This is a genomic window from Alteromonas aquimaris (assembly GCF_026183695.1).
Classification (GTDB): domain Bacteria; phylum Pseudomonadota; class Gammaproteobacteria; order Enterobacterales; family Alteromonadaceae; genus Alteromonas; species Alteromonas aquimaris.
In genome coordinates, this window is sequence record NZ_JAPFRD010000002.1 from 125,184 (window position 1) to 150,644 (window position 25,461).

At 44.2% G+C, this 25,461-nt stretch carries 25 protein-coding genes; 8 read left to right on the plus strand and 17 right to left on the minus strand.

What is annotated here, in order from left to right:
- Window positions 1–233 precede the first annotated feature (233 nt).
- On the plus strand, window positions 234–1,124 hold the full coding sequence (locus OPS25_RS00745; protein WP_265615729.1) for a mechanosensitive ion channel family protein: 891 nt from the start codon (window positions 234–236) through the stop codon (window positions 1,122–1,124).
- Between the two features lie 51 nt (window positions 1,125–1,175).
- On the opposite strand, the gene OPS25_RS00750 is transcribed toward OPS25_RS00745, so the two are convergent.
- Complete coding sequence (locus tag OPS25_RS00750) at window positions 1,176–1,973, minus strand: M48 family metallopeptidase (protein WP_265615730.1); 798 nt, start codon at window positions 1,971–1,973, stop codon at window positions 1,176–1,178.
- A 265-nt stretch (window positions 1,974–2,238) separates the two neighbouring features.
- Between OPS25_RS00750 and wrbA the strand changes: the two genes are divergently transcribed.
- The 3 genes from wrbA (at window position 2,239) to OPS25_RS00765 (ending at window position 4,148) form a co-directional block, all read left to right on the plus strand.
- Complete coding sequence (gene wrbA, locus OPS25_RS00755) at window positions 2,239–2,841, plus strand: NAD(P)H:quinone oxidoreductase (protein WP_265615731.1); 603 nt, start codon at window positions 2,239–2,241, stop codon at window positions 2,839–2,841.
- Window positions 2,842–2,920: 79 nt separating this feature from the next.
- The gene (locus OPS25_RS00760) at window positions 2,921–3,805 is read left to right on the plus strand and encodes a formylglycine-generating enzyme family protein (protein ID WP_265615732.1); all 885 of its coding nucleotides are present in this window, start codon (window positions 2,921–2,923) and stop codon (window positions 3,803–3,805) included.
- Window positions 3,798–4,148 (plus strand): hypothetical protein, encoded by a 351-nt coding sequence (locus OPS25_RS00765; protein ID WP_265615733.1) that lies wholly within the window; start codon window positions 3,798–3,800, stop codon window positions 4,146–4,148. Before OPS25_RS00760 ends, OPS25_RS00765 begins: the two co-directional genes overlap by 8 nt.
- Window positions 4,149–4,250: 102 nt before the next feature.
- Here the strand turns inward: OPS25_RS00765 and OPS25_RS00770 are convergent, their stop codons facing one another.
- From OPS25_RS00770 to OPS25_RS00830, 13 genes are all read right to left on the minus strand, one after another.
- Entirely contained in the window at window positions 4,251–5,051 is an 801-nt protein-coding gene (locus tag OPS25_RS00770) for an Imm49 family immunity protein (RefSeq protein WP_265615734.1), read from the minus strand.
- 113 nt (window positions 5,052–5,164) lie between these two features.
- Window positions 5,165–6,025: an Imm49 family immunity protein gene (locus OPS25_RS00775; RefSeq protein ID WP_265615735.1), complete on the minus strand. Its 861-nt coding sequence runs from the start codon at window positions 6,023–6,025 to the stop codon at window positions 5,165–5,167.
- A gap of 45 nt (window positions 6,026–6,070) precedes the next feature.
- Window positions 6,071–6,709, minus strand: coding sequence for a hypothetical protein (locus OPS25_RS00780; protein WP_265615736.1), 639 nt, complete (start codon window positions 6,707–6,709; stop codon window positions 6,071–6,073).
- 63 nt (window positions 6,710–6,772) lie between these two features.
- Window positions 6,773–7,642 carry an Imm49 family immunity protein gene (locus OPS25_RS00785; protein ID WP_265615737.1) on the minus strand — a complete coding sequence of 290 codons (870 nt, stop codon included), beginning with the start codon at window positions 7,640–7,642 and terminating at the stop codon, window positions 6,773–6,775.
- A 21-nt stretch (window positions 7,643–7,663) separates the two neighbouring features.
- Window positions 7,664–8,029 carry a hypothetical protein gene (locus tag OPS25_RS00790; RefSeq protein ID WP_265615738.1) on the minus strand — a complete coding sequence of 122 codons (366 nt, stop codon included), beginning with the start codon at window positions 8,027–8,029 and terminating at the stop codon, window positions 7,664–7,666.
- Window positions 8,030–8,076: 47 nt separating this feature from the next.
- Complete coding sequence (locus tag OPS25_RS00795; RefSeq protein WP_265615739.1) at window positions 8,077–8,946, minus strand: Imm49 family immunity protein; 870 nt, start codon at window positions 8,944–8,946, stop codon at window positions 8,077–8,079.
- A 20-nt stretch (window positions 8,947–8,966) separates the two neighbouring features.
- Complete coding sequence (locus OPS25_RS00800) at window positions 8,967–9,233, minus strand: hypothetical protein (RefSeq protein ID WP_265615740.1); 267 nt, start codon at window positions 9,231–9,233, stop codon at window positions 8,967–8,969.
- Between the two features lie 49 nt (window positions 9,234–9,282).
- Window positions 9,283–10,152, minus strand: a complete 870-nt coding sequence (locus OPS25_RS00805) for an Imm49 family immunity protein (RefSeq protein WP_265615741.1) — start codon at window positions 10,150–10,152, stop codon at window positions 9,283–9,285.
- Between the two features lie 20 nt (window positions 10,153–10,172).
- Window positions 10,173–10,757 carry a hypothetical protein gene (locus tag OPS25_RS00810; RefSeq protein WP_265615742.1) on the minus strand — a complete coding sequence of 195 codons (585 nt, stop codon included), beginning with the start codon at window positions 10,755–10,757 and terminating at the stop codon, window positions 10,173–10,175.
- 375 nt (window positions 10,758–11,132) lie between these two features.
- On the minus strand, window positions 11,133–12,002 hold the full coding sequence (locus OPS25_RS00815) for an Imm49 family immunity protein (protein ID WP_265615743.1): 870 nt from the start codon (window positions 12,000–12,002) through the stop codon (window positions 11,133–11,135).
- A 20-nt stretch (window positions 12,003–12,022) separates the two neighbouring features.
- Complete coding sequence (locus OPS25_RS00820; RefSeq protein ID WP_265615744.1) at window positions 12,023–12,352, minus strand: hypothetical protein; 330 nt, start codon at window positions 12,350–12,352, stop codon at window positions 12,023–12,025.
- A 529-nt stretch (window positions 12,353–12,881) separates the two neighbouring features.
- Window positions 12,882–13,061 (minus strand): CsbD family protein, encoded by a 180-nt coding sequence (locus OPS25_RS00825; RefSeq protein ID WP_265615745.1) that lies wholly within the window; start codon window positions 13,059–13,061, stop codon window positions 12,882–12,884.
- 546 nt (window positions 13,062–13,607) lie between these two features.
- On the minus strand, window positions 13,608–14,261 hold the full coding sequence (locus OPS25_RS00830; protein WP_265615746.1) for a protein-L-isoaspartate(D-aspartate) O-methyltransferase: 654 nt from the start codon (window positions 14,259–14,261) through the stop codon (window positions 13,608–13,610).
- 511 nt (window positions 14,262–14,772) lie between these two features.
- Here OPS25_RS00830 and OPS25_RS00835 point away from each other — a divergent pair.
- The 4 genes from OPS25_RS00835 to prsR all read left to right on the plus strand — a co-directional run bounded on the left by OPS25_RS00835 (window position 14,773) and on the right by prsR (window position 21,994).
- On the plus strand, window positions 14,773–17,244 hold the full coding sequence (locus OPS25_RS00835) for a vitamin K epoxide reductase family protein (RefSeq protein ID WP_265615747.1): 2,472 nt from the start codon (window positions 14,773–14,775) through the stop codon (window positions 17,242–17,244).
- A gap of 145 nt (window positions 17,245–17,389) precedes the next feature.
- On the plus strand, window positions 17,390–18,514 hold the full coding sequence (locus OPS25_RS00840; RefSeq protein ID WP_265615748.1) for a beta-ketoacyl-ACP synthase III: 1,125 nt from the start codon (window positions 17,390–17,392) through the stop codon (window positions 18,512–18,514).
- A gap of 40 nt (window positions 18,515–18,554) precedes the next feature.
- On the plus strand, window positions 18,555–20,582 hold the full coding sequence (gene prsK / locus OPS25_RS00845; protein ID WP_265615749.1) for an XrtA/PEP-CTERM system histidine kinase PrsK: 2,028 nt from the start codon (window positions 18,555–18,557) through the stop codon (window positions 20,580–20,582).
- Window positions 20,583–20,629: 47 nt separating this feature from the next.
- On the plus strand, window positions 20,630–21,994 hold the full coding sequence (gene prsR / locus OPS25_RS00850) for a PEP-CTERM-box response regulator transcription factor (RefSeq protein ID WP_265615750.1): 1,365 nt from the start codon (window positions 20,630–20,632) through the stop codon (window positions 21,992–21,994).
- A 34-nt stretch (window positions 21,995–22,028) separates the two neighbouring features.
- Here the strand turns inward: prsR and OPS25_RS00855 are convergent, their stop codons facing one another.
- The 3 genes from OPS25_RS00855 to OPS25_RS00865 all read right to left on the minus strand — a co-directional run bounded on the left by OPS25_RS00855 (window position 22,029) and on the right by OPS25_RS00865 (window position 25,397).
- On the minus strand, window positions 22,029–24,122 hold the full coding sequence (locus OPS25_RS00855; protein ID WP_265615752.1) for a tetratricopeptide repeat-containing diguanylate cyclase: 2,094 nt from the start codon (window positions 24,120–24,122) through the stop codon (window positions 22,029–22,031).
- A 278-nt stretch (window positions 24,123–24,400) separates the two neighbouring features.
- Window positions 24,401–24,742, minus strand: coding sequence for a ribbon-helix-helix domain-containing protein (locus OPS25_RS00860; protein WP_265615753.1), 342 nt, complete (start codon window positions 24,740–24,742; stop codon window positions 24,401–24,403).
- Window positions 24,702–25,397: an AAA family ATPase gene (locus OPS25_RS00865; RefSeq protein WP_265615754.1), complete on the minus strand. Its 696-nt coding sequence runs from the start codon at window positions 25,395–25,397 to the stop codon at window positions 24,702–24,704. Before OPS25_RS00865 ends, OPS25_RS00860 begins: the two co-directional genes overlap by 41 nt.
- Between the last annotated feature and the right edge of the window lie 64 nt (window positions 25,398–25,461).

Below are 25,461 nucleotides of genomic sequence, written 5' to 3' on the forward strand. Positions count from 1 at the left end.
TCAACGTGTTACCTAGCTGCGCATGCTTGTCGATCATAAACTGTGTAAAGCATAGTTCTGATAGATGACAGCGATATGACACATCATGCCTTTTTCCTAAATTTTTTTAAGATTGGGTGATCATAATTAAGTATTAAGTTTAATAAAGGTTGTGCACGTGCTTGATTCACTGATATTTTGGTTAAGCAAATAATTTAGCAATACAGATATGGGGGCTGCAGAACTGCATCGCTATGGAAGAAATACTGTCAAAGTTTACCGCTGAAGATATCGAACGTTATATCAACGTCTATGCCATTCCATGGGCAATTAACATTGCTATGGCAATTTTAATATTTGTCATTGGTCGCATTATTGTCTCGATTGTAATGCGTATGGTCACTAAACTGATGGCGCGTTCCAAATATGACCAGATGCTGATAGATTTTTTGGAATCCATTATCAGCGCGATATTGATGCTGTTTGTCATCGTAGCATCATTGGATCAGCTTGGGGTTGATACCACTTCTTTGGTAGCCATACTTGGTGCGGCCGGTTTAGCCATTGGGTTATCTCTACAGGACTCACTTAAAAACTTCGCCGCAGGCGTCATGTTACTTGTTTTTAAACCCTTTAAAGCAGGTGACTTTGTAGAAGTTGCTGGAACGTCAGGCTCTGTAAACAAAATTGGTATTTTTACGTCCACCCTGACCACCCCGGATAACAAAGAAATCATCATCCCCAATGGAAAAATATATGGTGATAATATTACCAATTATTCTGCCAAGCATACCCGTCGGGTGGATATGGTATTTGGTATTGGTTATGACGATGACCTCCTCAAAGCTAAACAAATCTTAGAGGAAATTGTTAAGCAGGATGAAAGAGTGCTGGCAGAGCCCGCGCCCCTGATTGCTGTTTCGGAACTAGGTGATTCCAGTGTCAATTTTAATGTCAGACCTTGGGTAAATACCGCTGACGTATGGCCGGTCAAATATGCAATTACCGAAGCTGTCAAACTGCGCTTTGATGAAGAAGGCATTTCGATACCCTATCCTCAAATGGATGTGCATCTGCATAAAGAAGAAAACGAAGATAATGCAGAAGATGAAAAAGATAAAGTGAGGGTCACACCGGAAATTTGATTAAAAAAAGGTAAACGCCACTTCCCCTATTGAAGTGGCGTTTTCTCTTTACTATTTACAATCGGGCCGTCTGGGAGCCTGTTGATACAATGCACTGGCTTCAGCCATATTGGCCTGTAAATCTTTTATGCGCGTATCAGGAGCCGGGTGAGTGGAAAGCATCTCCGGTGGACGGTTTCCTTCACTCGCCGCATCCATGTTGTGCCATAAAGCCACCGACTCCTGCGGATTAAAGCCCGCTTGCGCCATTAAGGTCAAGCCGATTAAATCGGCTTCAGACTCATGGCTTCTGCTATAAGGCAACTGAACACCCACCTGCGCGCCTAAACCGATAGCTGCCATAATGGGGCCCGAGTAGGCTACTTCATTCGCTGCTAACACCTGGCCTACCACCTGAGTGGTGAGGTTACTTGCCGTACCGATAGACATACGTTCATTGCCATGATGGGCAATAACATGGCCAATCTCGTGACCAATGACGGCAGCCAGTTGATGTTGATTTTTTGCCACGTTTAACAGCCCGGTGTAGACCCCGATTTTACCGCCAGGGAGCGCAAAGGCATTCACTTGTTCATCATCAAACACCACAACTTCCCACTGACCCGGAAACACATCCTGCGGCACGTGGACAGTAATAGAACGTGCCACGCATTCCACGTACGCGTTTGCGACCCGCTTATTGGATATTTTCAAATCTTCTTTCATGCTGGAAAAAGCTTGCTGTCCCATTTGGGCCATCTGCTCTTCAGGGAAAAGTAACAGCTGATTGCGACCTGTTGGCGAGGTTCCGCATGCGCTAAGTATAGTGACAAGTGACACTATTCCTGCGTATTTAATCCACTTCGGCATAACACTTTCCTTTTTTAATGGCTGCAGTTAAGGCAGTAAATTACGAGTTGATGTGTAGCTGATATACGAAGCGATTGTCTATTTAGCTTCATTAGCACCACAGAATGTTAAGGTAAGTAAAAATGAAAAGTTGCAAGTTATCAAGAAATTAACTGCAATAACTCCGGCTGATTTCCGTTAACGTGTGCAGGCAGCACAGATTAATGAAATCTAAAACCCAAACCTGGCGTAAAGATATAAAATAAATCTACCCACGGAGAAAACCATGGCAAAAGTGCTGGTACTTTACTATTCCTCTTACGGACACATTGAACAAATGGCAGAAGCGGTGGCAGAAGGCGCAAGATCTGCGGGTGCAGAAGTGGATATAAAACGGGTTCCAGAAACCGCACCGGATGAGGTAGTCAAAAACGCTGGCTTCAAAACCGATCAACCAGCGCCCATCGCCAAAGTGGACGATTTGGCCAATTACGATGCCATTATCGTGGGTGTCGGCACACGCTATGGTCGCATGGCCTCACAGATGGCAGCATTCTGGGATCAAACCGGCGGCTTGTGGCAGAAAGGCGCTCTGGAAGGCAAAGTGGCTTCAACCTTTACCTCCACCGCCAGCCAACACGGCGGCCAGGAAACCACGCTGGTTTCCAACATGACCACTTTTTTCCACATGGGCATGGTGGTAGTGGGCTTGCCTTATTCGTACGAAAAACTCGCTCAGTTAGAAGAAGTCGCAGGCGGCACGCCTTATGGCGCCACCACACTTACCGGTGGTGACGGCTCCCGTCAACCCAGTGAAATAGAATTAGGTGGCGCAAGATATCAGGGTAAGTATGTGGCTGAGATTGCGGCGAAGCTCGCGAAAGCCTAGATAGCAAGAGTAACCGTGTTTTTAAGAAATTAAGCCTGTGATATTCTTTGTTCAAGTTGCATAGGAATATCGAGGCTTAATGCTAATTTCTAATCATGATACATGGCGCAATGCCACCGACGCGCAGCGTCAGGATGAAATCCAACAATTACTCTCACAAGGGCTGAATAAGCTTTTTGATTTCATTGATATTAAGCAGTTTGAATGCGCTGGATTGAGTAATCCCATCGCCCGATTTACTCATCGGCAAACCGGTATGGTGATGCACCTTATTCCCGGTAGTGATGATTTTAAGCTGGGTATTGCCCCAGAGTTTTATGCTACGGCTAAGCAAAATCGTTGGATGGATATTGATGAAAATGATTTCGAGCAGCAGTTTGCGCATTCAGTAACCCCATTTCTCATTGGTGAATTTGTTATCACCGAAGCCCAATGGAAAATCATGGAAGGCACTAAACTTTTTAAGGAGTATGGAGAAAATCACGGCGTGGACGCGGTGAAACGAGAGGATGTTCGCGATGCTGCCAATAAGGTCGGTTTGCGCTTACCTGGCGAAATAGAATGGGAGTATGCGTGTAAAGCGGGTACGAATTCGCTGTTTTACTGGGGAAATGAACCTGATGATGATTATGCGTGGACGAAGCACACGGTCACCTTTCCTCCAGGGGGGTATTTTACTCTATCAAGGCAGGCTCAGAAGAAAGCTAATGCATTTGGATTAGTCGGCATGTTGGGTAACTTAAGTGAATGGGTAGAAGACGACAAGCATCTTTATGGCGTGCGACAATCCTCATCTGCACCTTATTATTCTGCTAATCCAAACGCTGATGGTATCTTACGGGGTGGCTGGATATGTTATGACTGGGATTTATGTAGATCAACCACACGCATTGCCTGTGGGGCGGCTGACGGTGGGTGTAGTGCCAGGCTGGCAATTGGTCTAAGGGAATTGATTGATGTTTAAAGAGGTTGTTTTAAAAGTATTTTTAGTGCTTTTAGTTTCGCAGTTATTAAGTGGTTGTATAACTTCGCATTTTGCACATTGCAGTGCTCGTGAAACCTTACTTTCTTGCAGTGAAGATACAGTTGAGCAAGCAACAAATACATTGCAACAGTTTGCAAACAGTAAGTGTGACAAGGGGGTTGCAGTACTTACAGAGCATGACATTGATTTACGCACTAGAGATTCCCAGATGTATGTGAATAATAGCTGGGTGAAATTTAATGGTGGTTATTATTATAGGGTGAACGCGGAATATTCATGTGATGAGATAAATCCAAAAAATGTTATTGGTACACCATACTGAACTTGTTACCTTTTACCTGAAGATCATATTTAGTAATATCAACTTGACTCAGCTTATCGAATAATTTTGGGCATCGGGAATACATGCCCCAATTAATTTCAATTAAGTATCAAGAGAGTCTTCAAGCTCAAACTGGTTGTATATCCACCATTCCGGCAAATAGTCGTTTTTATGCTTTAATGTCCAGCCGTGTCGGTCATAACCAAGGCTTGCCGCGGCGATAATGGCGGATGGAAAGTGTAGTTGAGTTGGTTCAATTGGAACACCGTTTGTTTTGCAAGCGCTTCGATGGGCTTGCGTTGCTTCGATAATCGCCTTTTCAAATCCTTCTTCGTCTTCCTTCGCTAAGTAATAAAAAGGCTTTAAGCGCGCTTGCGCGTGATACTGTAGGTCGGCATAATAAACTTCGTTTAACTGCGCGAATAATCGGTCGTGCTCGCCCTCTTTATTTAGCATTCCCTTTATATAATTTACCTGAAATCTTGAAAGGTCTGCATACTCAGGTTCAAGCTGCGCAGCAGTTTCTGGATCGTATTTAAGTAAAATAGAAACGAGATCATTTCGTCGCATGCTAATAGACTCAAATAACCGAATGCTCCATCCGCTATACTTGGGGGGAGGATAGTTTGGATCCAACTTGCCAGTTACCCCTGCTACAGTTATTTCTTTCGAACAATCTGATTGTTCTATTAATGCGGCAAGAGCGGAAAAGCTGGTGTGAAGATTTTCAAGGACGGCTTTCCAATCAGATTTATCCTGCGTTAACTCATAGATATTAAGTGAATTTTTGAGTAGAAACCTGTAATTTTGAAACAATAGCCATAAAATATGATTTAATTTTAAACTTGATTCTATGGCACTGTTAATTGAGTTTCCATAAAGGTTATTGACATAATTCTTCATGAAGTCTAGACGTTGCTCCCTACTTTGTTTCGGTGGCGCAACGTGAAATTTTATATGAAGCTGTTTCAAAATTTACTTTCTCATGTATTTCCCAAAAGTACCCTTTCAGGCTTTTAAGAGTTGGAGGTAAATTGGTTGTATATCCACCACTGTGGCAGATAGTCATTTTTATGTTTTAATGTCCAACCGTAACGATCGAAGCCTAGACTTGCCGCAGCGATAATGGCGGATGGAAAGTGTAGTTGAGTTGGTTCAATTGGAACACCGTTTGTTTTGCAAGCGCTTCGATGGGCTTGCGTTGCTTCGATAATCGCCTTTTCAAATCCTTCTTCGTCTTCCTTCGCTAAGTAATAAAAAGGCTTTAAGCGCGCTTGCGCGTGATACTGTAGGTCAGCATAAAAAACTTCGTTTAACTGCGCGAATAATCGGTCATGCTCGCCCTCTTTATTTAGCATTCCCTTAATATAATTTACTTGAAATCTGGAGAGGTCTGCATACTCAGGTTCAAGCTGCGCAGCAGTTTCTGGATCGTATTTAAGCAAAATAGAAACGAGATCATTTCGTCGCATGCTAATAGACTCAAATAACCGAATGCTCCATCCGCTATACTTGGGGGGAGGATAGTTTGGGTCTAGCTTGCCAGTTACCCCTGCTACAGTTATTTCTTTCGAACAATCTGATTGATCTATTAGTGCGGCAAGAGCGGAAAAGCTGGTGTGAAGATTTTCAAGGACAGCATTCCAATCAGTTTTATCCTGCGTTAACTCATAGATATTAAGTGAATTTTTAAGGAGGAATCTATAGTCCTCAAATAAACTTGAGAGTAAGAAATTAAAATTTTTTAAATTCACTTCTATCGAATAGGCAATCGACTTCATAATTCTGTTATATACATAATTTCTCATGAAGTCTAGACGTTGCTCCTTGCTATGTTTCGGTGGCGCAACGTGAAATTTTATATGAAGCTGTTTCAAAAATTATTACCTCATGCATTACTTTAAGACTACCTTCTCAGGATTCTAAGAGCCTGGAGGTGGAGTTTTAGATGGAAAGACACTTTTTGTAAATCCAGCAAACCTGCCAGCCTGGTCGTAGATAGCTTTGCTAACAACGACGTATTCAAAACTGTTCTGTTTCATAGCGGAGATCAGTGAATCCATTTGAGCTGGCACTTGAATCCCACGTTGCTCCATGCTATCACGCTTACTCACCATATCTTTATACAAACTATCCCAATTCTGCTGAGAACCTTGCTGAGCATAATGCTGTTTGTCCACAGTGAGACGTTTACCTAATCCTGAACCGCCTCCCTTCGCTTCAATAGCAAGCCACCTAATTTCGTCGTTGACCTGATATTGCACAACTCTATCCAGGTTGATGTTACTTGAACCATCACCCCAAGTGGGGGTAATTACCTGTGCATTAGGGTAGGTATCTGCTAACGCTTCTGCAAGAAGGAGACCCTCAGCTTCTGATAACTCCCTATGGAGTTTATCAAGACGTTTGTATTCTTCAATATCGGCAGGAGCAGTGGAATCAGTGATGGCTGCTTTTTGTAAGCGTATCTCATCGCGAAGTGCATTAATTTCATCAAGGGATTTGCCCGTGTATTGCGCATTTACATCAATGGTTCTGCCATCTAAATTAATTTCGCCCACACCGACAGTCGTTTTCTCTGATCAACACACAGCGGGACAGTCACTCATGAAAGTTAAATATGATTAACTGGCAGGTGCAAAACGATTATAAATCCACCATTCAGGTAAATAATCATTGGTGTGCTTGAGCATCCAGCCGTGTCTGTCGTAGGCTAAGCTAGCGGTAGCAATCAAGTCTGAGGGATAGGCCATTTGGTCAATGCCAAATGGGATATGGTTGGACATGGCCGCCTTATGGTGGGCTTTACCCGCTACGCGCATACTTTTTTCATAATTTACTTCATCACCAATCGCTACATAATACAAAGGCTGTAAGGCAACTCTGGCCCTGGAATGCAATTCTGGTGCAAACACTTCGGTATATTGCCTGAGCAATCGTTCGTGCTGTGCATCAGGTGTTAACATACCTTTGATATATTCCACATAGAAGCGCGCCATATCGGCAGATTTTGGTTCTGCTTGAGCAGCTTCTTCGGGATCAAATTGCATATGCATTTCCACCAAATCTGGTCTGCGCATACTGATTGATTCGAATATGAATCGCGCCCAACTTAATCTATCAAGCGGACCCATTCGAGGAAGAAGGAGGCCCGTGATACCATTCACGGTCACTTCCTGAGGGGGGGCGTTCGGATCTGTTGCCCTTTTCATCAATACTTCGAGTGCACTAAAGCTGGTTTCTAGATGTTGCATTGCATCCATGAAATCTGATTTTTCATTTGAATATTCATTAAGTTGAAGGAGAGAGAATGTCCTGTCCCGCTCCATGTGATATATATGACGTACTACAAAAGCAAAGTCATCGTTTTTCTTTTCTAAGACGTTATTGAGTAGTGTGCGAAATCGTTCAGGTTCACCATTTCGCAAATACTCTATAGTCTGTTCTAGATCTTTAGGTTCTGGAATGAAATTCTTAATATGAATTGATTTCATAAATGTAATTAGACCCTTCGCTTAGCCGCCTGTAGTTGAGAACGGCGATATTAATAATCCAAAAGAACCATTGTCGATACTTGCTAAATTTTCATGCACATCGTATTTTGCATTACTATAGGAGCGATATTCTACGTCATTTGCTTTAAGCCAATCTAAGGCTCTACGCATATCAGAATTTAGGTTTGCATTACCCAAACGTCCTTCTTTTGCAATCATATCAGTCACCAAACTGGTGTGGTACTCCTGAGTACCTTGCTGTGCATATTGTGTTTTATCAACTGTCAAACGCTTGCCCAAGCCAGAATTGCCTCCCTTGGCCTCAATAACAACATATTTTGTTGCTCCAGTTTCATCGACATATCTTACTATCAAGTCAAAAGTCACACGGCGGCACACACAGCGGAACAGTCACTCATGAAAGTTAAATTTGATTAACTGGCAGGTGCAAAACGATTATAAATCCACCATTCAGGTAAATAATCATTGGTGTGCTTGAGCATCCAGCCGTGTCTGTCGTAGGCTAAGCTAGCGGTAGCAATCAAGTCTGAGGGATAGGCCATTTGGTCAATGCCAAATGGGATATGGTTGGACATGGCCGCCTTATGGTGGGCTTTACCCGCTATGCGCATACTTTTTTCATAATTAACTTCATCGCCAATCGCTACATAATACAAAGGCTGTAAGGCAACTCTGGCCCTGGGATGCAATTCTGGTGCAAACACTTCGGTATATTGCCTGAACAATCGTTCGTGCTGTGCATCAGGTGTTAACATACCTTTGATATATTCCACATAGAAGCGGGCCATATCGGCAGATTTTGGTTCTGCTTGAGCAGCTTCTTCGGGATCAAATTGCATATGCCTTTCCACCAAATCTGGTCTGCGCATACTGATTGATTCGAATATGAATCGCGCCCAACTTAATCTATCAAGGGGACCCATTCGAGGAAGAAGGAGGCCAGTGATACCATTCACGGTCACTTCCTGAGGGGGGGCGTTCGGATCTGTTGCCCTTTTCATCAATACTTCGAGTGCACTGAAGCTAGCCTTTAGATGTTGCATCGCGGTCATGAAAACTGATTTTTCTTTTTCATATTGATAAAGTTGGAGTGTAGAGAATGTTCTCTCGCGCTCCATTTCATAAAGTCGCCCAATTACGAATGCGAAATTATCGTCCTTTCTTTCCAACAAATTTTTTAAACTATCTCTTAAACGTGCGGGTTTTCCCACTTTAAGAAACGATATTTGCTTATCCAAATCATCAGGTTGTGGAAGAAAATTTTTAATATGAATTGATTTCATGTTTAGCAATTACCTTTCAATTATGCGCCATTCGTGATGGGTGGAGGAATGAGTGTACCGAAATAGCTGTTTTCTAAACTTGCCAAATTGCCTGCTTGATCATAGCGCGGAGAACTATAGGAACGATATTCTATATCATAGTTACGAAGCCAATCTAATGCCTTTGCCATATCAGCATCTATCTTTGCCTCCCCTACGCGTAAAGCTTTAGAGTTCATATCAGTCACCAAACTGGTGTGATACTCCTGAGTACCTTGCTGTACATATTGTGTTTTATCAACTGTCAAACGCTTGCCAACACACAGCGGAACAGTCACTCATGAAAGTTAAATATGATTAACTGGTGGGTGCAAAACGATTATAAATCCACCATTCAGGTAAATAATCATTGGTGTGCTTGAGCATCCAGCCGTGTCTGTCGTAGGCTAAGCTAGCGGTAGCAATCAAGTCTGAGGGATAGGCCATTTGGTCAATGCCAAATGGGATATGGTTGGACATGGCCGCCTTATGGTGGGCTTTACCCGCTACGCGCATACTTTTTTCATAATTTACTTCATCACCAATCGCTACATAATACAAAGGCTGTAAGGCAACTCTGGCCCTGGGATGCAATTCTGGTGCAAACACTTCGGTATATTGCCTGAGCAATCGTTCGTGCTGTGCATCAGGTGTTAACATACCTTTGATATATTCCACATAGAAGCGCGCCATATCGGCAGATTTTGGTTCTGCTTGAGCAGCTTCTTCGGGATCAAATTGCATATGCATTTCCACCAAATCTGGTCTGCGCATACTGATTGATTCGAATATGAATCGCGCCCAACTTAATCTATCAAGCGGACCCATTCGAGGAAGAAGGAGGCCAGTGATACCATTCACGGTCACTTCTTGAGGGGGGGCGTTCGAATCTGTTGCCCTTTTCATCAATACTTCGAGTGCATTAAAGCTGGTTTCTAGATGTTGCATTGCAGCCATGAAATCAGATTTAGCTTTGGTGTACCCATATAGTCTAAGAACTGAAAACGCTCGCTTGCGCTCCATTTCATAAAGTCGCCAAATCACAAACGCAAAATCATCATTCTTTCTTTCCAGCAAGTTCTCTAAACCAGCTTTATTGTATTCAGGTTCACCGTTCCTTAAAAACTCAATCGTGCGTTCGAGATCTTTAGGTTCAGGAACGTAATTCTTAATATGAATTGATCTCATTTAGACACTAACCCTCAAAATTAGCCTCCATTAGGTGGAGGAGTTTTGATCCCAAAATAACTATCATTAACCGTGGCTAAGTTTTCATGCGCATCATATCGAGCGTCACTAATTGAGCGGAACTGCACATTATTGTTTTTTAGCCAGTGTAAGGCGTTACGCATATCTGGGGTGAGGCTTTCCAAGCCTAGCCTTTCTTCTTTTGCAATCATATCAGTCACCAAACTGGTGTGATACTCCTGAGTACCTTGCTGTACATATTGTGTTTTACCAATTGTTAAACGCTTGCCCAAGCCAGAATTGCCTCCCTTGGCCTCAATAACCACATATTTTGTTGTTCCAGTTTCATCCACATATCTTACTATCAAGTCGATGTTATTAGCTTTAGAACGATCTCCCCAATCTGGTTGGATAATTTCACCATTGGGATATTCAGCTTTTGCCGTTTCTCGCGCTATTAACAACCCTTCCGCTTCAGACAAATCTTTGTGTTGCTGATGGAGCTCCCTATATTTCTCTTGATCCGCTGAATTCGTTGAAACTTTCAACCTTTGTTTTTCATTATAAATTTCCAAGCGTTTCTGATAAATTTCTTGTAGTGACATGTTACCGAAGTTCTTGATTTCGATTGTTTTGCCATCAAAACTTATGTGGGAAACATTGGTTTGTTTTACATCCGGTGATGATCTAAATGGGATAATACAGGACAGTCACTTAATTTCCGTTATTCCCCCACCCACTATTGTTCGCAAGATGCGAAGGGGACGAAATTGAAGTGTAGTGGTGATACAGTTGAAAAAGCCATACTCACACTTTCCAGATTTGCAGAAGAGGAGTGTGAAACGCAAGCTTCTTTAGGTGCTTATGAGATCACCGTAGTGCCAAGAGAGACTCAGGCATATGTCAATAATAGTTGGATAAATATAGGGGGCACCTACTATCGAGTGAGTGCCCCTTATTCCTGCAAGTAAAAAATATGATTAACTGGCAGGTGCAAAACGATTATAAATCCACCATTCAGGTAAATAATCATTCGTGTGCTTGAGCATCCAGCCGTGTCTGTCGTAGGCTAAGCTAGCGGTAGCAATCAAGTCTGAGGGATAGGCCATTTGGTCAATGCCAAATGGGATATGGTTGGACATGGCCGCCTTATGGTGGGCTTTACCCGCTACGCGCATACTTTTTTCATAATTTACTTCATCACCAATCGCTACATAATACAAAGGCTGTAAGGCAACTCTGGCCCTGGGATGCAATTCTGGTGCAAAAACTTCGGTATATTGCCGGAGCAATCGTTCGTGCTGTGCATCAGGTGTTAACATTCCTTTGATATATTCCACATAGAAGCGCGCCATATCAGCAGATTTAGGCTCTGCTTGAGCAGCTTCTTCGGGATCAAATTGCATATGCCTTTCCACCAAGTCTGGTCTGCGCATACTGATTGATTCGAAAATATATCGCGCCCACGCCAGTCTATTGAGCGGACCCTTTCGAGGATGTAATTTTCCGCTAATGCCCATCACGGTCACTTCTTGAGAAGTTGTGTTGAAAATATTTTTCGTTTCCATCAACATTTCAAGTGCGTTAAAGCTTGTTTTTAGATGTTGCATTGCATCAGTGAAATCAGATTTATCATGACTATAATCATAGAGTTGAAGGAGAGAGAACGTCCTATGCCGCTCCATATTATAGATTTCCCAAATGATGAACGCGAAATCCTCATCCTTTCTTTCCAACAAATTCTTTAAACCAGCTTTATTGCGCTCTGGTTCGCCATTTCTTAAGTATTCAATTGTGCGTTCGAGGTCCTTAGGTTCTGGAACGAAATTTTTAATATGGATTGATCTCATTTAAGTACTAATCCTCAACATTAGCCTCTGGGTGGAGGGGTTTTGATTCCAAAATAACTATCATTAATTGTGGCCAAGTTCTCATGCGCATCATATCGAGCGTCACTAAACGAGCGAAATTCAACGTTATTTCTCTTAATCCAATCTAGCGCGTCACGCATATCTTGAGAAAGATTTGCACTACCCAAACGTCCTTCTTTCGCAATCATATCAGTCACCAAACTGGTGTGATACTCCTGAGTACCTTGCTGTACATATTGTGTTTTACCAATTGTTAAACGCTTGCCCAAGCCAGAATTGCCTCCCTTGGCCTCAATAACCACATATTTTGTTGTTCCAGTTTCATCCACATATCTTACTATCAAGTCGATGTTATTAGCTTTTGAGCCATCTCCCCAATCAGGTTGAATAATATCACCATAGGGGTATTCAGCTCTTGCCGTTTCTCGCGCTATTAATAACGCTTCTACTTCAGATAAGTCTTTGTTATTAAAAGGCCGTCACTCGGTTTTCACGCGATAGTATCTATAGAAAAGTCACGTGTAAAAATAATGGTGAGTTCTTTGAAATCTTATTTTTCCGAAGGCAACGTAAAAAGTACTGAATCGACACTAATTTCCTAGACACCTCTTAGTTAGATAAACTAACTAAAAATACAGGGGTTTTTAGGAGTGGAAAGCCCTGCCCTGGATAGTGGTGATTAAAAACCTAGATAGAGTTTGCGTTGGGGCTGGATAAAGTATGACAGGAATCATAACCGTCCAGCTTCAAAAGTGGCTTGTGGTGTAGCGAAATCAGGGGAAATGTACGGTTAACTATTTCCCCTCTGCGATGGTAGCGCCTCTATTAAAGAAGCGTTTTGATGTATAGGGTGACAGGCTAATCAGAACCAAATGCGTCTTTAACCTCGCCTTTAATTTTTTTAGCGGAGCCTTTAGTTTGATCTGCTTTACCTTCGTTTTCCATTTCCTTATCATTTGTTACCGAACCGGTCACTTCTTTCGCCTTGCCTTTGGCTTTATCCATTGTTCCTTCTGCTTTATCTGATGATGCTGACATATTAATGTCCTCTTTTGTGGGTTTATAATAATGCCAAGGTTCCAACTGACACCAAGGCTATCCTGTATTGTGCAAGAGTAATACCACCTCGCAGATTGAGGCGCTGCTGGCTTATCTTCCAATATATCCCTGATGGCTAGCTTATTGTGGTCTCGCTAGCGGCTATGCTGCTGCATAGTTCGCCAAATGGAAAAAAATTTACCCCCTAAAATGGTTTCTATATAGGGGGTGTGAAAACAACTGTCGTTTCAATGGTTATGTAACATTTACAGGTAAATTGTAAGCCATAGGATGGGAGCTGGTGACACAAAATATGTTTATCGGGCCGACATTCTGCTGATAGATGTACGCCTAATTTTGCTAAGGAAAGGGATGACGCGAAAGCTACATTAGAAGTTTATGGATTCAGGAATAAATAGAACGATCACTTTGTAAATCTCCCTAAACGGAGACATATTTAATTGCGGTTTTCTACATAATTAATGCAGGAAATCACAATAAAAAATCAGACATACTTGGAAGTACAGCTCACTCATCCTGTCCCCGCTACCATCCGTATTCTCCTATTAATGGCACAAAACGTACGGCGCCGTGTTCAGTGCGTTTGTAGCGGTTGACGTCGGTACGTTGAATCTTCAGCAGGTGCTGGTATGTCTCATCACCCACAGGAATAACCAGGCTGCCGCCCAGTACTAACTGGTGTTTTAAGCTTTCGGGAATAGCAGGTGACGCAGCAGTGACGATGATGGCATCGAACGGTGCTGCTTGCTGCAGGCCTTTAGTCCCGTCGCCTTCTATGATAGTAATGTTGTTATAACCAAGTTTTTCAATCACCTTACGTGCGCGGGCAGCAAGCCCGGGCTTGCGCTCAATAGAAATCACCTGTGCTGCAATCTGCCCCAGTATTGCAGCGCCATAGCCTGAGCCGGCGCCTATTTCCAGCACTTTTGCGTCGTTTTTCACTTCTGCTAATTCTGCCATTTTGGCGACTATATAAGGCTGGGAAATAGTTTGGCCTTCGTCTATCGGTAGGGGAGCGTCAACATAGGCATGGCCAAAATGAATCGCGCTGATAAAAGCTTCGCGAGGTACTGTGGCCATTGCGCGAAGCACATGACTATCTTGGATACCACGTTCACCAAGGTGACGGGTAAGCATCAGCTGTTTTGCACGCGAATTTTCGCTGTCAGACTGTTGCATTCAATTAAGCCGCGACTATGTTTGTAAGCGTTAAGTTTAGCTGGGATCACGCTACTCAACCATAATAATCGGTAAGGTTATCTGCGCTTCACCTTGAAAAAAATATCACAGCAAGGGGCGAGTAGGTTTTTTCTAACTTCCCATTTCAGGGCTTGATGGGGCGATGCAATGGATGAATGCGTGTTGACTGATTTTGTCCGTGCTGCGGCATGGCCGCTATTGCGCATAAGGGTAGCGAAAGCGTGTTAATCCAAGTAGTTTGCCCTCTCGTTAAGCGAGGCCTCTTTCTTTCCTTTTACAATCGTCCGAGCAAACTTAGGCAAGGGTGGCTCTCCCGCGTACGAAATGACTTTCGAATACCCCCTTTGAGTTAAAGCACACTACTGCAAGGAAAGTTGCCACAACCTCATCGATTCGATTCAATTTGCATATGGCGACTGAATACGCGAGTGATCACATCGATAGTTGCTTTGGTATCAATAGCATCTGCAACAATACCGGAATAAGGCGTATGGTACATAACAGGGAGCAATCCATTGTTTTATTAACGGGGGCCTCAGGAGATGTGGGCGCGGCGCTGTGCGAATCGCTTAAACAAACCCACTTTGTTATCGGGCTGGATATCCAACCCTGTGAAGCAGCGGATGTAAGTATTGAATGTGACTTTACCTCGCGCGATTCCATCAAACTAGCGCTGCATAAAATTGCGGAAAACTATCATTCACATATCACCGCTGTTATTCATCTTGCTGCCTATTTCGATTTTACCGGTGAACATAATCCGCTTTACGACAAACTTAATGTTGAAGGTACGCGCTTTTTCCTGGAAGAGTTACAGCACTATGAGGTAGAAACCTTTATATATGCTTCCACTATGCTGGTGCACGAAGCGGGCGTGCCGGGTCAGAAAATTTCCGAAAATAGCCCAATCAAACCGGGGTGGGCTTATCCGCAATCTAAAGCAAAAGCGGAGCAGGCGATAAAAGAATCTCACGGCAAAATTCCTTACACCATATTACGCATGGCTGGGTTATATGATGAAGAAAGTGCGGTTCCAACTCTTAGCCACCAAATCGCGCGCATTTACGAACGGCAGTTAAAAAGCTGGCTCTATTCAGGGGATTCGCAAGCGGGGCAGGCATTTTTACATAAAGAGGATATGATTGATTTATTCGCCAAAGCCATTGAAAAACGTAAACACCTGCCGAACGAAACCATATTGCTGGCGGGTGAAAGCGAGGTGATGAGCTATCAGGCGCTGCAAAACCGTATCGGTCATATCATTTATGGAGAGCGCGAGTGGACTACGATTTCAGTACCAGAATTTGTGGCTAAACCTGGCGCCTGGGTGGAAGAACACGCTGAGCCTATTATTCCCGATGCCATCGATCATGGAGAAAAGCCTTTCATTCGCCCTTTTATGATTGATTTATCCAGTGATCATTATGAGCTGGACTATAGCAAAGCGGAGCAATTATTGGGCTGGCGACCAAAGCATCGAATTTACGATGGCATTAAAGCACTCATCGTAAATTTAAAAGCCGACCCAGCGGCATGGTATGAACGCAACGGTATCGTATTACCTGATTGGGTAGAGACATCAAAGGAAAAACACGTTAACGCCGATCGTATCCGCGAACAGCATGAAACCCACTATCAACAACAGCACTACCAATTTATCTGGGCCCACTTTGCTAATTTTGCGTTGGCATGCTGGCTTTTTACTGCCCCCTTCATATTGGGGTACGAAAGCCAGAACATGATTTATAGCAACCTGGCGTCGGGAGGGGCGTTGCTGGTGTTATCGCTGCTCTCCATGTCCTGGCGCATGAGCCTGGCACGTTACGCTACCGCAGGCGTGGGATTGTGGTTATTGGGCGCACCCCTGCTATTTTGGGCGCCCACCGCAGCCGCATATTTAAACGATACGCTGGTCGGCATGTTGGTTATTGGCTTTGCGGTCTGCTCGCGGCCCACGCCTGGAGTAGCGCAAGTGGCAGCGGAAACGGGGCCGAATACCCCCCCGGGATGGAGCTTTAACCCGTCCAGCTGGGTACAGCGCATGCCTATTATTTTACTAGCATTAGTAGGCTTTTTTATTTCCCGATACTTGTGCGCCTATCAACTGGGGCACATCGATGCAGTCTGGGACCCTTTCTTTGCAGACGCAGCTGGGACGACAAAAAATGGTACCGAAGCCATCATCACGTCGTCGGTGTCCGAGGCTTGGCCGGTTCCTGATGCTGGACTGGGGGCCATGACTTACGCATTAGAAATATTAACGGGGTTGATGGGGTCCACCAGAAGATGGCGTACTATGCCCTGGCTGGTGATGTTTTTTGGCATTTTGATTGTGCCTTTAGGTGTCGTATCTGTGTTCTTTATTATCATTCAACCGATTGTAATTGGTACGTGGTGCACCTTGTGTTTAATAGGCGCGGCGGCAATGTTAATTCAAATTCCCTATTCACTGGACGAATTAGTGGCCACCTCAGAATTTCTGTATCGCCGTAAAAAACAGGGTCGTCCATTGCTACGTATCTTCTTTACGGGTGACACCGACGAGGGTAAATGGGAAGGCGATACAACAGAATTCAATCGCAGCGCCTGGTCAATTATCAAAGATATGCTTGGCGGCGGCGTGAATCTGCCGTGGAATCTGACCTTGTGCATTCCAATTGGATTATGGTTAATGTTCACGCGACTGACCCTTGATGCGCAAGGGGGGATGGCTAATGCCGATCACATCATTGGTTCGCTCGTGTTGACGGTGGTCGTTACATCTCTGGCAGAAACTGGCCGAATGGTACGTTATTTACTCATTCCGCTCGGCGCGGCACTGTTAATTACACCGTTTGTGTATGCCGTAGGCATGCTGTCGATGGCCGCAAGCTTACTTTGCGGGGTGTTACTTATTGTCTTAAGTATCCGCAGAGGTGGGGTAAACAATCGATATGGCTTGTGGGACAAAGCGATCGTTTAATAACATCACGGTACTAAACAATTCTTTACCATGACAATCCCCTCGCAAAGGGATAAGCTACACCTTATCTAATGGAATAAGCATTGATACTGAGCAAGATCGATGCTTATTCGTCTCAAGTAAGACATAAAATAAGAGAAATACTATGTCGCAGGATATTGTGATTTCTGGCGTAGGGGTCTGGAACCCCGAATACACCATTACTAATCAGGAATTGGTTGAGAGTTATAATGCTTACGCCGATGCCTTTAACCAAGCCAATAAAGATAAAATCGAGCGTGGCGAGGTAGCAGCAAAGCCTTTTTCCAGTGCTGAATTCATCGAAAAAGCATCTGGCATTAAACAGCGGTTCATATATCAAAAAGAAGGTGCATTAGATATCAATCGTATGCGTCCAATGATTACTGAACGGGCTGAAGATGAACTTTCCCATCAGGCCGAAATTGCGGTTGCGGCAGCGCGCAAAGCTTTGACTGCGGCCAATAAACAGGCTTCCGAGGTGGATGCGGTTATCGTTTCCTGTGCTTACACCCAGCGTGCTTACCCCGCTGTGGCCATCGAGGTTCAACAGGAGTTAGGCATTCAGGGGTTTGGCTTTGATATGTTGGTAGCCTGTTCAGCCGCTACATTTGGTCTGCATCGCGCCTATGAAATGGTGGCCGCCAAAACGGCGAGATGCGTATTGGTCATCAATCCCGAACTGGTCTCGCCGCAAATAAACTACACTGACCGCGATAGCCATTTTATTTTTGGCGACGTCGCCACGGCTGCCGTCGTGGAAACCGCAGCCACCGCTGAGTCTGCACATCAATACACCATTTTGGGGACAAAAGCGTTGACGCAGTTTTCCAATAATATTCGTTCCAACTTTGGCTACATGAGTCGTGCCCATGATGTCGACCCCTACGGACCCGATAAACTTTTTCATCAGGCGGGAAGAAAAGTATTCAAAGAGGTCTGTCCGCTCGCAGCACAGCACATTCAGTCGCACCTGTCGCAATATGGCTTAACGCCTCAAAGCGTAAAGCGCTGGTTTTTACATCAGGCCAACATCAATATGAATACCCTGATTTGTAAAAAATTATTGGGACGTGATGCCACGCCAGAAGAGGCTCCCATTGTGCTTGACCAATACGCCAATACCGCCTCAGCCGGGTCAATAATAGCTTTTGCCCTGAATCATGAGAATTTAGGCGAAGGGGATATTGGCGTCATCTGTTCTTTCGGGGCAGGCTATTCAATTGGAAGTTTGGTAATAAAAAAGCGATAAAAGTAGAACGGAACTGTCCCGCAGGTAGTAGGAGAGAAGGATGATCGCGGATATCGGCTATGGGCTAAGTTTCTTAGCTTATATGGTGTTGTTGTTGCTTTTACTGACCGTACGTAAGTCAGGCTTGGCCAAGCACTTGTTGGTGTTGGGCACTATGATTACTATGCTGTGGTCATTGGGCTTTGTCAGCATAGTGGCGGGGCCGCTGGATATTCATTACATGTTCACCGCTGATGCGGTTAAAAAAGCGGTGTGGCTGCTGTTTATTGCCAGCTGTTTACGTAACGACTTTGAAAATATCTGGCAGGTATTGGCCCGTCCTGCCACGCTGTTTATTCTGCTACCTCCGGCAATTACGTTTATCGTACCGGTTTTTATGCCTGTCGCCGAGTCGTGGTACTACTTCATGTTAACCGTTATGTCGCTGGAAATATTGATCCTTCTGGAAGTCATGTACCGGCAAGCGGGATCTAATCAATGGACGTACAAGCCACTGGTGCTTTATTTGGGGACGGCGCACCTATTTGAATTTGTGATGTACACCAATGCCACCATGGTGAATCAAATAGAGATTGGTTACATCGCCGCAAGGGGGTATATCTATTTACTGCTGACGCCTTTACTCGTCATTGCAATGCGCCGGATAAAACACTGGGGAATCGATATTTTTATTTCCCGCGATGTGGTGCTGCATTCCTCCTTACTGTTGGTGGCAGGTATATATCTTTTCTGCATGGCATTAATTGGTTATGCAATCAATTACTTTGGGGGAAGCTGGGGAGCGACCGTACAAATTGTCTTGATTGCGATGTCTTTCGTATTGCTCGCAACGCTTATCCTCTCCAATAGTTTTCGCACGAAAATAAAAGTTTTCATAACCAAACATTTTTTCGCTAATCAATTTGATTACCGTGTGGAATGGGTGAAGTTGACGCAGGCGCTTTCTACCGAAACGACCACGTTGCCGCAGGTCTACGCAAATGCTCTGGGTGGTTTTTTAGGGGCCATTAATTATGATGAAGGTTTGCTGGTAAAAGTATCCAATATCGACGTAGAAGAAGTGGCGCGCCGAAACGCAGGTAGCTTAAACAACGCAGAAGCGAAACTGATTCGCCAACTGACCATATATTGCAACAAAACATCGTGGCTTATAGATTTTGACGAGTTTGAGTATAAACCTTTTAACTACGCTGATTTGCAACTGGATCGTGAAGCACTAAAGGAATGCCGCTTTCAGCTGGCGCTACCCATTTTCAAAGCGGATAAAGTCTGGGGTTTTGCCCTGCTATCGCCGGGTGAAGGTGAGTTGGTCAGTCTGAATTGGGAAGTGCGCGACTATTTGACCGCTGTGACCGAACAGGTCGCTACTTACATATTACACAACGAAGCTGCTATGACCGTGGCCGAGAATGCCCAGTTCGCGGCGTTCAATCGCATGTCGGCGTTTGTCTTACACGATTTGAAAAATGTGCTTGCGCAGATAGACTTGATTTTATGTAATGCAGAGCAGCATAAGAGCAACCCGGAATTTATCGACGATACCTTTGAGACCTTGCATTACACTAAGGCACGGATGGACAAAATGCTGCGCCAGCTTACGGATAAAAAAGTGGATAAAATCGGCTTGGATTCAGCCGAGAAATTATCTTCTATTATCGCCGCCGTGATTGATAGTAAGTGTCAGCAAAGTCTGCCCGTGCCTACTATCGTCAACGTAGAAGAGGCGGCAGTCGTAGTGGATCCTGACAAGTTTGCAAACGTGGTGTATCACATTATCAGTAATGCACAACAGGCTACGCCAGAAGACGGTAAAGTGACCATTCAACTGGAGCTGGATCATCAGAATCATCGTCAGTTGGTCAAAATTGAAGATACGGGCAGTGGTATGGATAAGGCCTTCATCGAAGAGCGCTTGTTTAAACCTTTTGATACCACAAAGGGCAATGCTGGTATGGGAATTGGTGCGTATGATGCGAAAAATTATATGGAATCAATCGGTGGTAAACTATTTGTAACCAGTGAAGTGGGAAAAGGAAGCTGTTTTACCTTAGCTTTTCCTTTAGATTAAGCTAACCCCAGCTCACTCATTTTATAATAACAAAACGGATAAAACGGATGACGAAGAATACCATTCTTGTAGTAGACGACGATTTAGGCATCCAAAAGCAGTTAAAATGGAGCTTCACTGATTATAATGTTGTCTTTGCAGATGATCGCGCGTCAGCAATCGCCCAGTTGCGTCGCCACGAGCCTAAAGTAGTAACCCTGGATCTTGGCCTGCCCCCAGACCCGGCGAACGCTTCAGAAGGCCTTAAAACACTGGAAGAAATTATCAGCCTGGCCCCCCGCACTAAAGTCATCGTCGTAACAGGGAATAATGATAAAGAAAATGCACTAAGAGCGATTGATTTAGGCGCTTATGATTTTTATCAAAAACCCATCGATTCAGATACGATTAAACTGTTAGTTCAGCGCGCCCTTAATCTAGCCAATCTGGAACACGAGAATAGAGTATTAGCCAAAGCTCGGCCCGGCATGGGGCGTATCATAGGTAACAGTGAAGCCATTCAACTGGTAACCCGCAGAGCAGAGAAAATTGCGGGGACCGACATCAGCACGCTGTTGTTAGGGGAAAGTGGTACAGGTAAGGAAGTGTTTGCTCGCAGTATTCACGAACATAGTCCGCGTAAAGAAAAGCCCTTTGTCGCTATCAACTGTGCTTCAATACCAGAAAACTTACTTGAAAGTGAGCTGTTCGGCTATGAAAAAGGCGCGTTTACGGGAGCGAATAAAACTACTTTAGGCAAAATCGAAATGGCTCACGGCGGCACCTTGTTTCTGGATGAAATTGGTGACATGCCCATTGGCCTGCAAGCGAAAATGCTACGCTTTCTTCAGGAACGGGTGATTGAGCGGGTAGGGGGGCGGAACGAAATTCCCGTAGATATTAGAGTCATTTGCGCCACCCACCGTGATTTGCAAGGCATGGTAAAAGAAGAGAGCTTCCGCGAAGACTTATATTATCGGATTGGAGAAATTCCCATTTTCATTCCACCCTTGCGTGATCGGGAACAAGATGTATTACTGCTGGCCAGAACCTTTTTAAACCAGTATCGCGAAGAGTTTAACGCGAAGGCAAAGTCATTTTCGGAAGGGGCGATTCAGGCAATGATGGCCCATAAGTGGCCGGGAAATATTCGCGAATTGCAAAACAAGTTGAAATCGGCGGTTATTATGGCCGAAAGTACAGTGGTACATGCTGAAGACTTAGGCTTAGCTGCTGTGAGCAGTGAACGTGAACACGAAACCCTCAACTTACGTGAGGTAAGGGAGCAAGCGGAAAGTCGCGCCATCAGAAAAGCTTATCAAGCGGCGGATAAGAATATGTCAAAAACGGCGGAACTTCTCGGGGTGACTCGGCCAACTTTGTATTCGTTAATAGACAAATATCACATGGAAGATATTAAAACCGGTGTCTAGTAAGCGTTGATAATAAATGAGGTTTGCTTCACCGTTAATCTGGCCAGTTAATGCTGGCCAGATTGTTTAGCGAAGTGGCTAGCTTCACAGAAGTGAGCTCGAATTTTTTTGCTAACGGTGATCTTGCTTCTTCGGTGATTTTTTCGTCGGTGGCGGAAATAGCGCCAATCCAGCAATTCTTTCCAGATGCTTTCGCGGCATACAGGCAGTAATCCATAATTAGAAAAGTTTTTTGCCAGTTTACGCGATAAGGCGAATTTACGAATAGCGGCAGCGTGCAAAAACCGATGCTACAACTTGCTCGTATATGCGTCTCATCATTTAAATAAAACAGTTTCTCGTGCACCGCAGCGCGAAAACGCTCTGCCAGCATACAGACCTCGTCACGATTTGCCTGACGGCAAATTACCAGAAACTCTTCTCCGCCCCAGCGAGTTAACAGATCGGTTTGCCTGAATACGTCATGGATTACTTCAGTAAACTGGATTAGAAATTGATCACCGGCCATGTGGCCATAATCATCATTAATCTTTTTAAAGTTGTCGATATCAAATAAAAAACAAAGGAGATCCGCGTCTCTGACCGGTTCCTGAGGCGTAGCCGTCGCAAAAGTATGCTGAGAGCGCTGGATTTCGCCTGGCAGTTGCGCTTCTAGATAGTGGCGGTTATATAACCCTGTCAATCGGTCACGTAAGCTTACCTCTTCAAGTGTATGGTAGGCTTCCTCTAATTCATTATTTTTGTGAACGAGTTCCTGAGTACGTTTGCGCACTTCCTTTTTCAGGTACAAATTTACCCTTTTTTGATGATAACGACTCCACAGTAAGAAAATGAAAAGCAGCGTACCAATCAGGCTGCCGAGCGCAAAAGTCGTACGTAAATTGGTTTGTTCCGCCCGCGCCAGCTCAATGGCCTTGTTTTTACGAAGCATTTCAATTGATTGAGCCTGCCGTTCGACTTCTATTTCTGATTGCATCTGCGCCACTGTCATAGTGCTGTTCTGGCTCACAATTTCAGAAATTATCTGATTTTTTTGTAATAGCGTTTTAAATGCTTTTTCAAAATTTTGCTGGGCCACATAAATATCTACTATCACTTGCAGGAACTTAGCCTGCATACTTAGTTGCTGCCGTTTGCCGGTTTGCTCCACGCCCCGCATTGCATGAGTTAACGCCTTGTCCAATTGTTGTAATGTCAAATACGCTTTGGCCAAGGCAAGTTGGGCTTCCGATTTTAGTTTGGGGAAAGCGTCCTCATTCGCCCGTGTTAAAGCCTGGTTTAAATGTTGGAAACCTTTCTCGGTGTTGCCCTGGGCAATTTCCACCTGGCCTAAAACAGTTAGCACTGAGCCATGATCTCTGGGGGCGTCGAGCTCAGAAAATATCGCCAGCGCTTCTTTAAGATGTACGGTGGCCAATTCATATTGCGCTAACTTCAGATACACGTTCCCCAATCGATAATGATTTTTACCAATACGATAACGTGAGAGGGTCTCCTCGCTGATCGCAAGGGCATCTTTCATATAGGTCAGGGCACTTTCATATTGAGCCATATCAACGTATATGCCACCAATATGAGAAAGGGTCTGACTGACGGATTCTAACCGCTTTTGTCTACGCAGTTGGGTCAAAGCGCGTTTAAGGAAATCCAGGGCAGGTTCGAATTGGCCCAGTTCTTTTAATACGATGCCGATATTTAATTGTTGATCGGCAATGCCCTGCCGATTTTTTTCCGTCTTATACAACGACAGAGCGCGATAGTGAAAATTAAGGGCCTGGTTATATTCCGACTGAAAGCGATAGGTGTTGCCGATATCAGCTAAAATAACCGCAATTGGCTTTAATAAACCCTCGCCGGTGAAAATCTCTAACGCATTGTGAAATGCCTGGCGCGATAATTCGTACTTGTTCTGCAGAATTAATATGTGACCTAATTCATGAAAGGCGGCGGCGGCATCAATATCGTTGCCCTGACTGCGCGCCCGCTCAAGCAGCAATAGAGAAAGTGATTCCGCCTGAGCAAGTCGTCCAGCGTCTTGATATGCAGTTATTGATTGTAATTGCTCTTTGGTTTGGGTTGACGTTATGAGTCGTATTGCATCAGATTTTGCCTCAGCCAAAAAGCTCACAGTGCATAAAATACACCCAAGCACGCGCACATACATACGTTATCCAAGTGAGAAAAAATCTTTTCACTACGCAACTGAATTGATGTTGTTTGCCAGCATACTGCTGAATCAAAAAGGATTACGGTAACTACCGAGCACCCCGTTATATAGCGCCTTCAGTGGCAGATAATTTCTTCGTTAATCCATATTGATTTGCCCAGCCCCTTTGGCTAAAAAAGCAGCAGGGAAAGTTAAGTATATAATCTCAATGGTCATTGTCTATTACTATTTTATACACACTACATTATTTCACTGCTGGTTAAATTCTGTTCATTAGCTCTTTTAACCTGTTCATCAATTAAAATGCGTAACAGGCGCGACTTTGCTATACCGGTGCGTCTGGACAAGTCATCCAGATGCTGGATTGCGTCTTCCGAGAGACTGAAGGTCGCGTGTTTCATCGTAGTATTAGATGTTAGGTTTTCCCTCTCCAGTACGTTCAGTTTGGCGGGGCTGTGGTCAGTTTCAACGGGCTTGCGCTGACCTTTCGCATAATCAATAGCTTGATTAATAAAATCGTCTACGGAGAGGCGAACTGGCTTAGCTGACGGCTGAGACTTTCGCAGGCTGCATAAACTCATACTCGTTGTCCTTCGCTCGGGCTAACATTTCATCTAATATGCTTCGGATTTCAATCGCCGCTTTACCATTGGGTTCGCTTTCTATCACTGAACGCCCTGATTCTTCTGAGTCATCATACATATTGCGACTAAAAGTAACCGAATTGAGCACGGCAACTTCAAACGAGCGGCACACTTCTTTAGCTTCAAGAATTCTATTCGCCAGCGAGGGCAATGATGGACACTGCGTGATAACAAACGCGGCATTCATTTTCGGATTAACCATGCGGCAGGTCGAAATGATGTCTTCCATATGAGGCACCGTTTTCAAGTCTCTGCGTTTAGGTCGTAATGGAATAAGCACATGATCAGCTACTGACATAGAAGAGCGTAATGCCAGGTTATCCTGCCCCCCACAATCAATCACGATATAATCGTAATGGCGATTGAGACTGATTAATTCATTACGGATCTTACCGTAGAGTTGAATACAGTTGATATCAGGTAAGTTATCATCTGCTTTACGTTCTTGTATCCAATCTGATGTAGTGCGTTGTGGATCACAATCTACCATCAGCACATTGGCATTTTTTTCCGTACGAAGATATACGGCGATATTTTGGGCAAGACAACTCTTACCACTTCCGCCCTTTTCTCCTCCAACCAAGATAATCATTGTTACAGTCCTTAAGTAATAACTAAAAAATAAAAAAGTTACTCATTTATGACTGAAAAAGTGC

Excerpts from the sequence above, each read along its gene's own strand:
- OPS25_RS00745 (WP_265615729.1), top strand. The coding sequence starts at position 234 with ATGGAAGAAATACTGTCAAAGTTTACCGCTGAAGATATCGAACGTTAT.
- OPS25_RS00750 (WP_265615730.1), bottom strand. The coding sequence starts at position 1,973 with ATGCCGAAGTGGATTAAATACGCAGGAATAGTGTCACTTGTCACTATA.
- wrbA (WP_265615731.1), top strand. The coding sequence starts at position 2,239 with ATGGCAAAAGTGCTGGTACTTTACTATTCCTCTTACGGACACATTGAA.
- OPS25_RS00760 (WP_265615732.1), top strand. The coding sequence starts at position 2,921 with ATGCTAATTTCTAATCATGATACATGGCGCAATGCCACCGACGCGCAG.
- OPS25_RS00765 (WP_265615733.1), top strand. The coding sequence starts at position 3,798 with ATGTTTAAAGAGGTTGTTTTAAAAGTATTTTTAGTGCTTTTAGTTTCG.
- OPS25_RS00770 (WP_265615734.1), bottom strand. The coding sequence starts at position 5,051 with ATGAAGAATTATGTCAATAACCTTTATGGAAACTCAATTAACAGTGCC.
- OPS25_RS00785 (WP_265615737.1), bottom strand. The coding sequence starts at position 7,642 with ATGAAATCAATTCATATTAAGAATTTCATTCCAGAACCTAAAGATCTA.
- OPS25_RS00795 (WP_265615739.1), bottom strand. The coding sequence starts at position 8,946 with ATGAAATCAATTCATATTAAAAATTTTCTTCCACAACCTGATGATTTG.
- OPS25_RS00805 (WP_265615741.1), bottom strand. The coding sequence starts at position 10,152 with ATGAGATCAATTCATATTAAGAATTACGTTCCTGAACCTAAAGATCTC.
- OPS25_RS00810 (WP_265615742.1), bottom strand. The coding sequence starts at position 10,757 with ATGTCACTACAAGAAATTTATCAGAAACGCTTGGAAATTTATAATGAA.
- OPS25_RS00815 (WP_265615743.1), bottom strand. The coding sequence starts at position 12,002 with ATGAGATCAATCCATATTAAAAATTTCGTTCCAGAACCTAAGGACCTC.
- OPS25_RS00825 (WP_265615745.1), bottom strand. The coding sequence starts at position 13,061 with ATGTCAGCATCATCAGATAAAGCAGAAGGAACAATGGATAAAGCCAAA.
- OPS25_RS00830 (WP_265615746.1), bottom strand. The coding sequence starts at position 14,261 with ATGCAACAGTCTGACAGCGAAAATTCGCGTGCAAAACAGCTGATGCTT.
- OPS25_RS00835 (WP_265615747.1), top strand. The coding sequence starts at position 14,773 with ATGGTACATAACAGGGAGCAATCCATTGTTTTATTAACGGGGGCCTCA.
- OPS25_RS00840 (WP_265615748.1), top strand. The coding sequence starts at position 17,390 with ATGTCGCAGGATATTGTGATTTCTGGCGTAGGGGTCTGGAACCCCGAA.
- prsK (WP_265615749.1), top strand. The coding sequence starts at position 18,555 with ATGATCGCGGATATCGGCTATGGGCTAAGTTTCTTAGCTTATATGGTG.
- prsR (WP_265615750.1), top strand. The coding sequence starts at position 20,630 with ATGACGAAGAATACCATTCTTGTAGTAGACGACGATTTAGGCATCCAA.
- OPS25_RS00860 (WP_265615753.1), bottom strand. The coding sequence starts at position 24,742 with ATGAGTTTATGCAGCCTGCGAAAGTCTCAGCCGTCAGCTAAGCCAGTT.
- OPS25_RS00865 (WP_265615754.1), bottom strand. The coding sequence starts at position 25,397 with ATGATTATCTTGGTTGGAGGAGAAAAGGGCGGAAGTGGTAAGAGTTGT.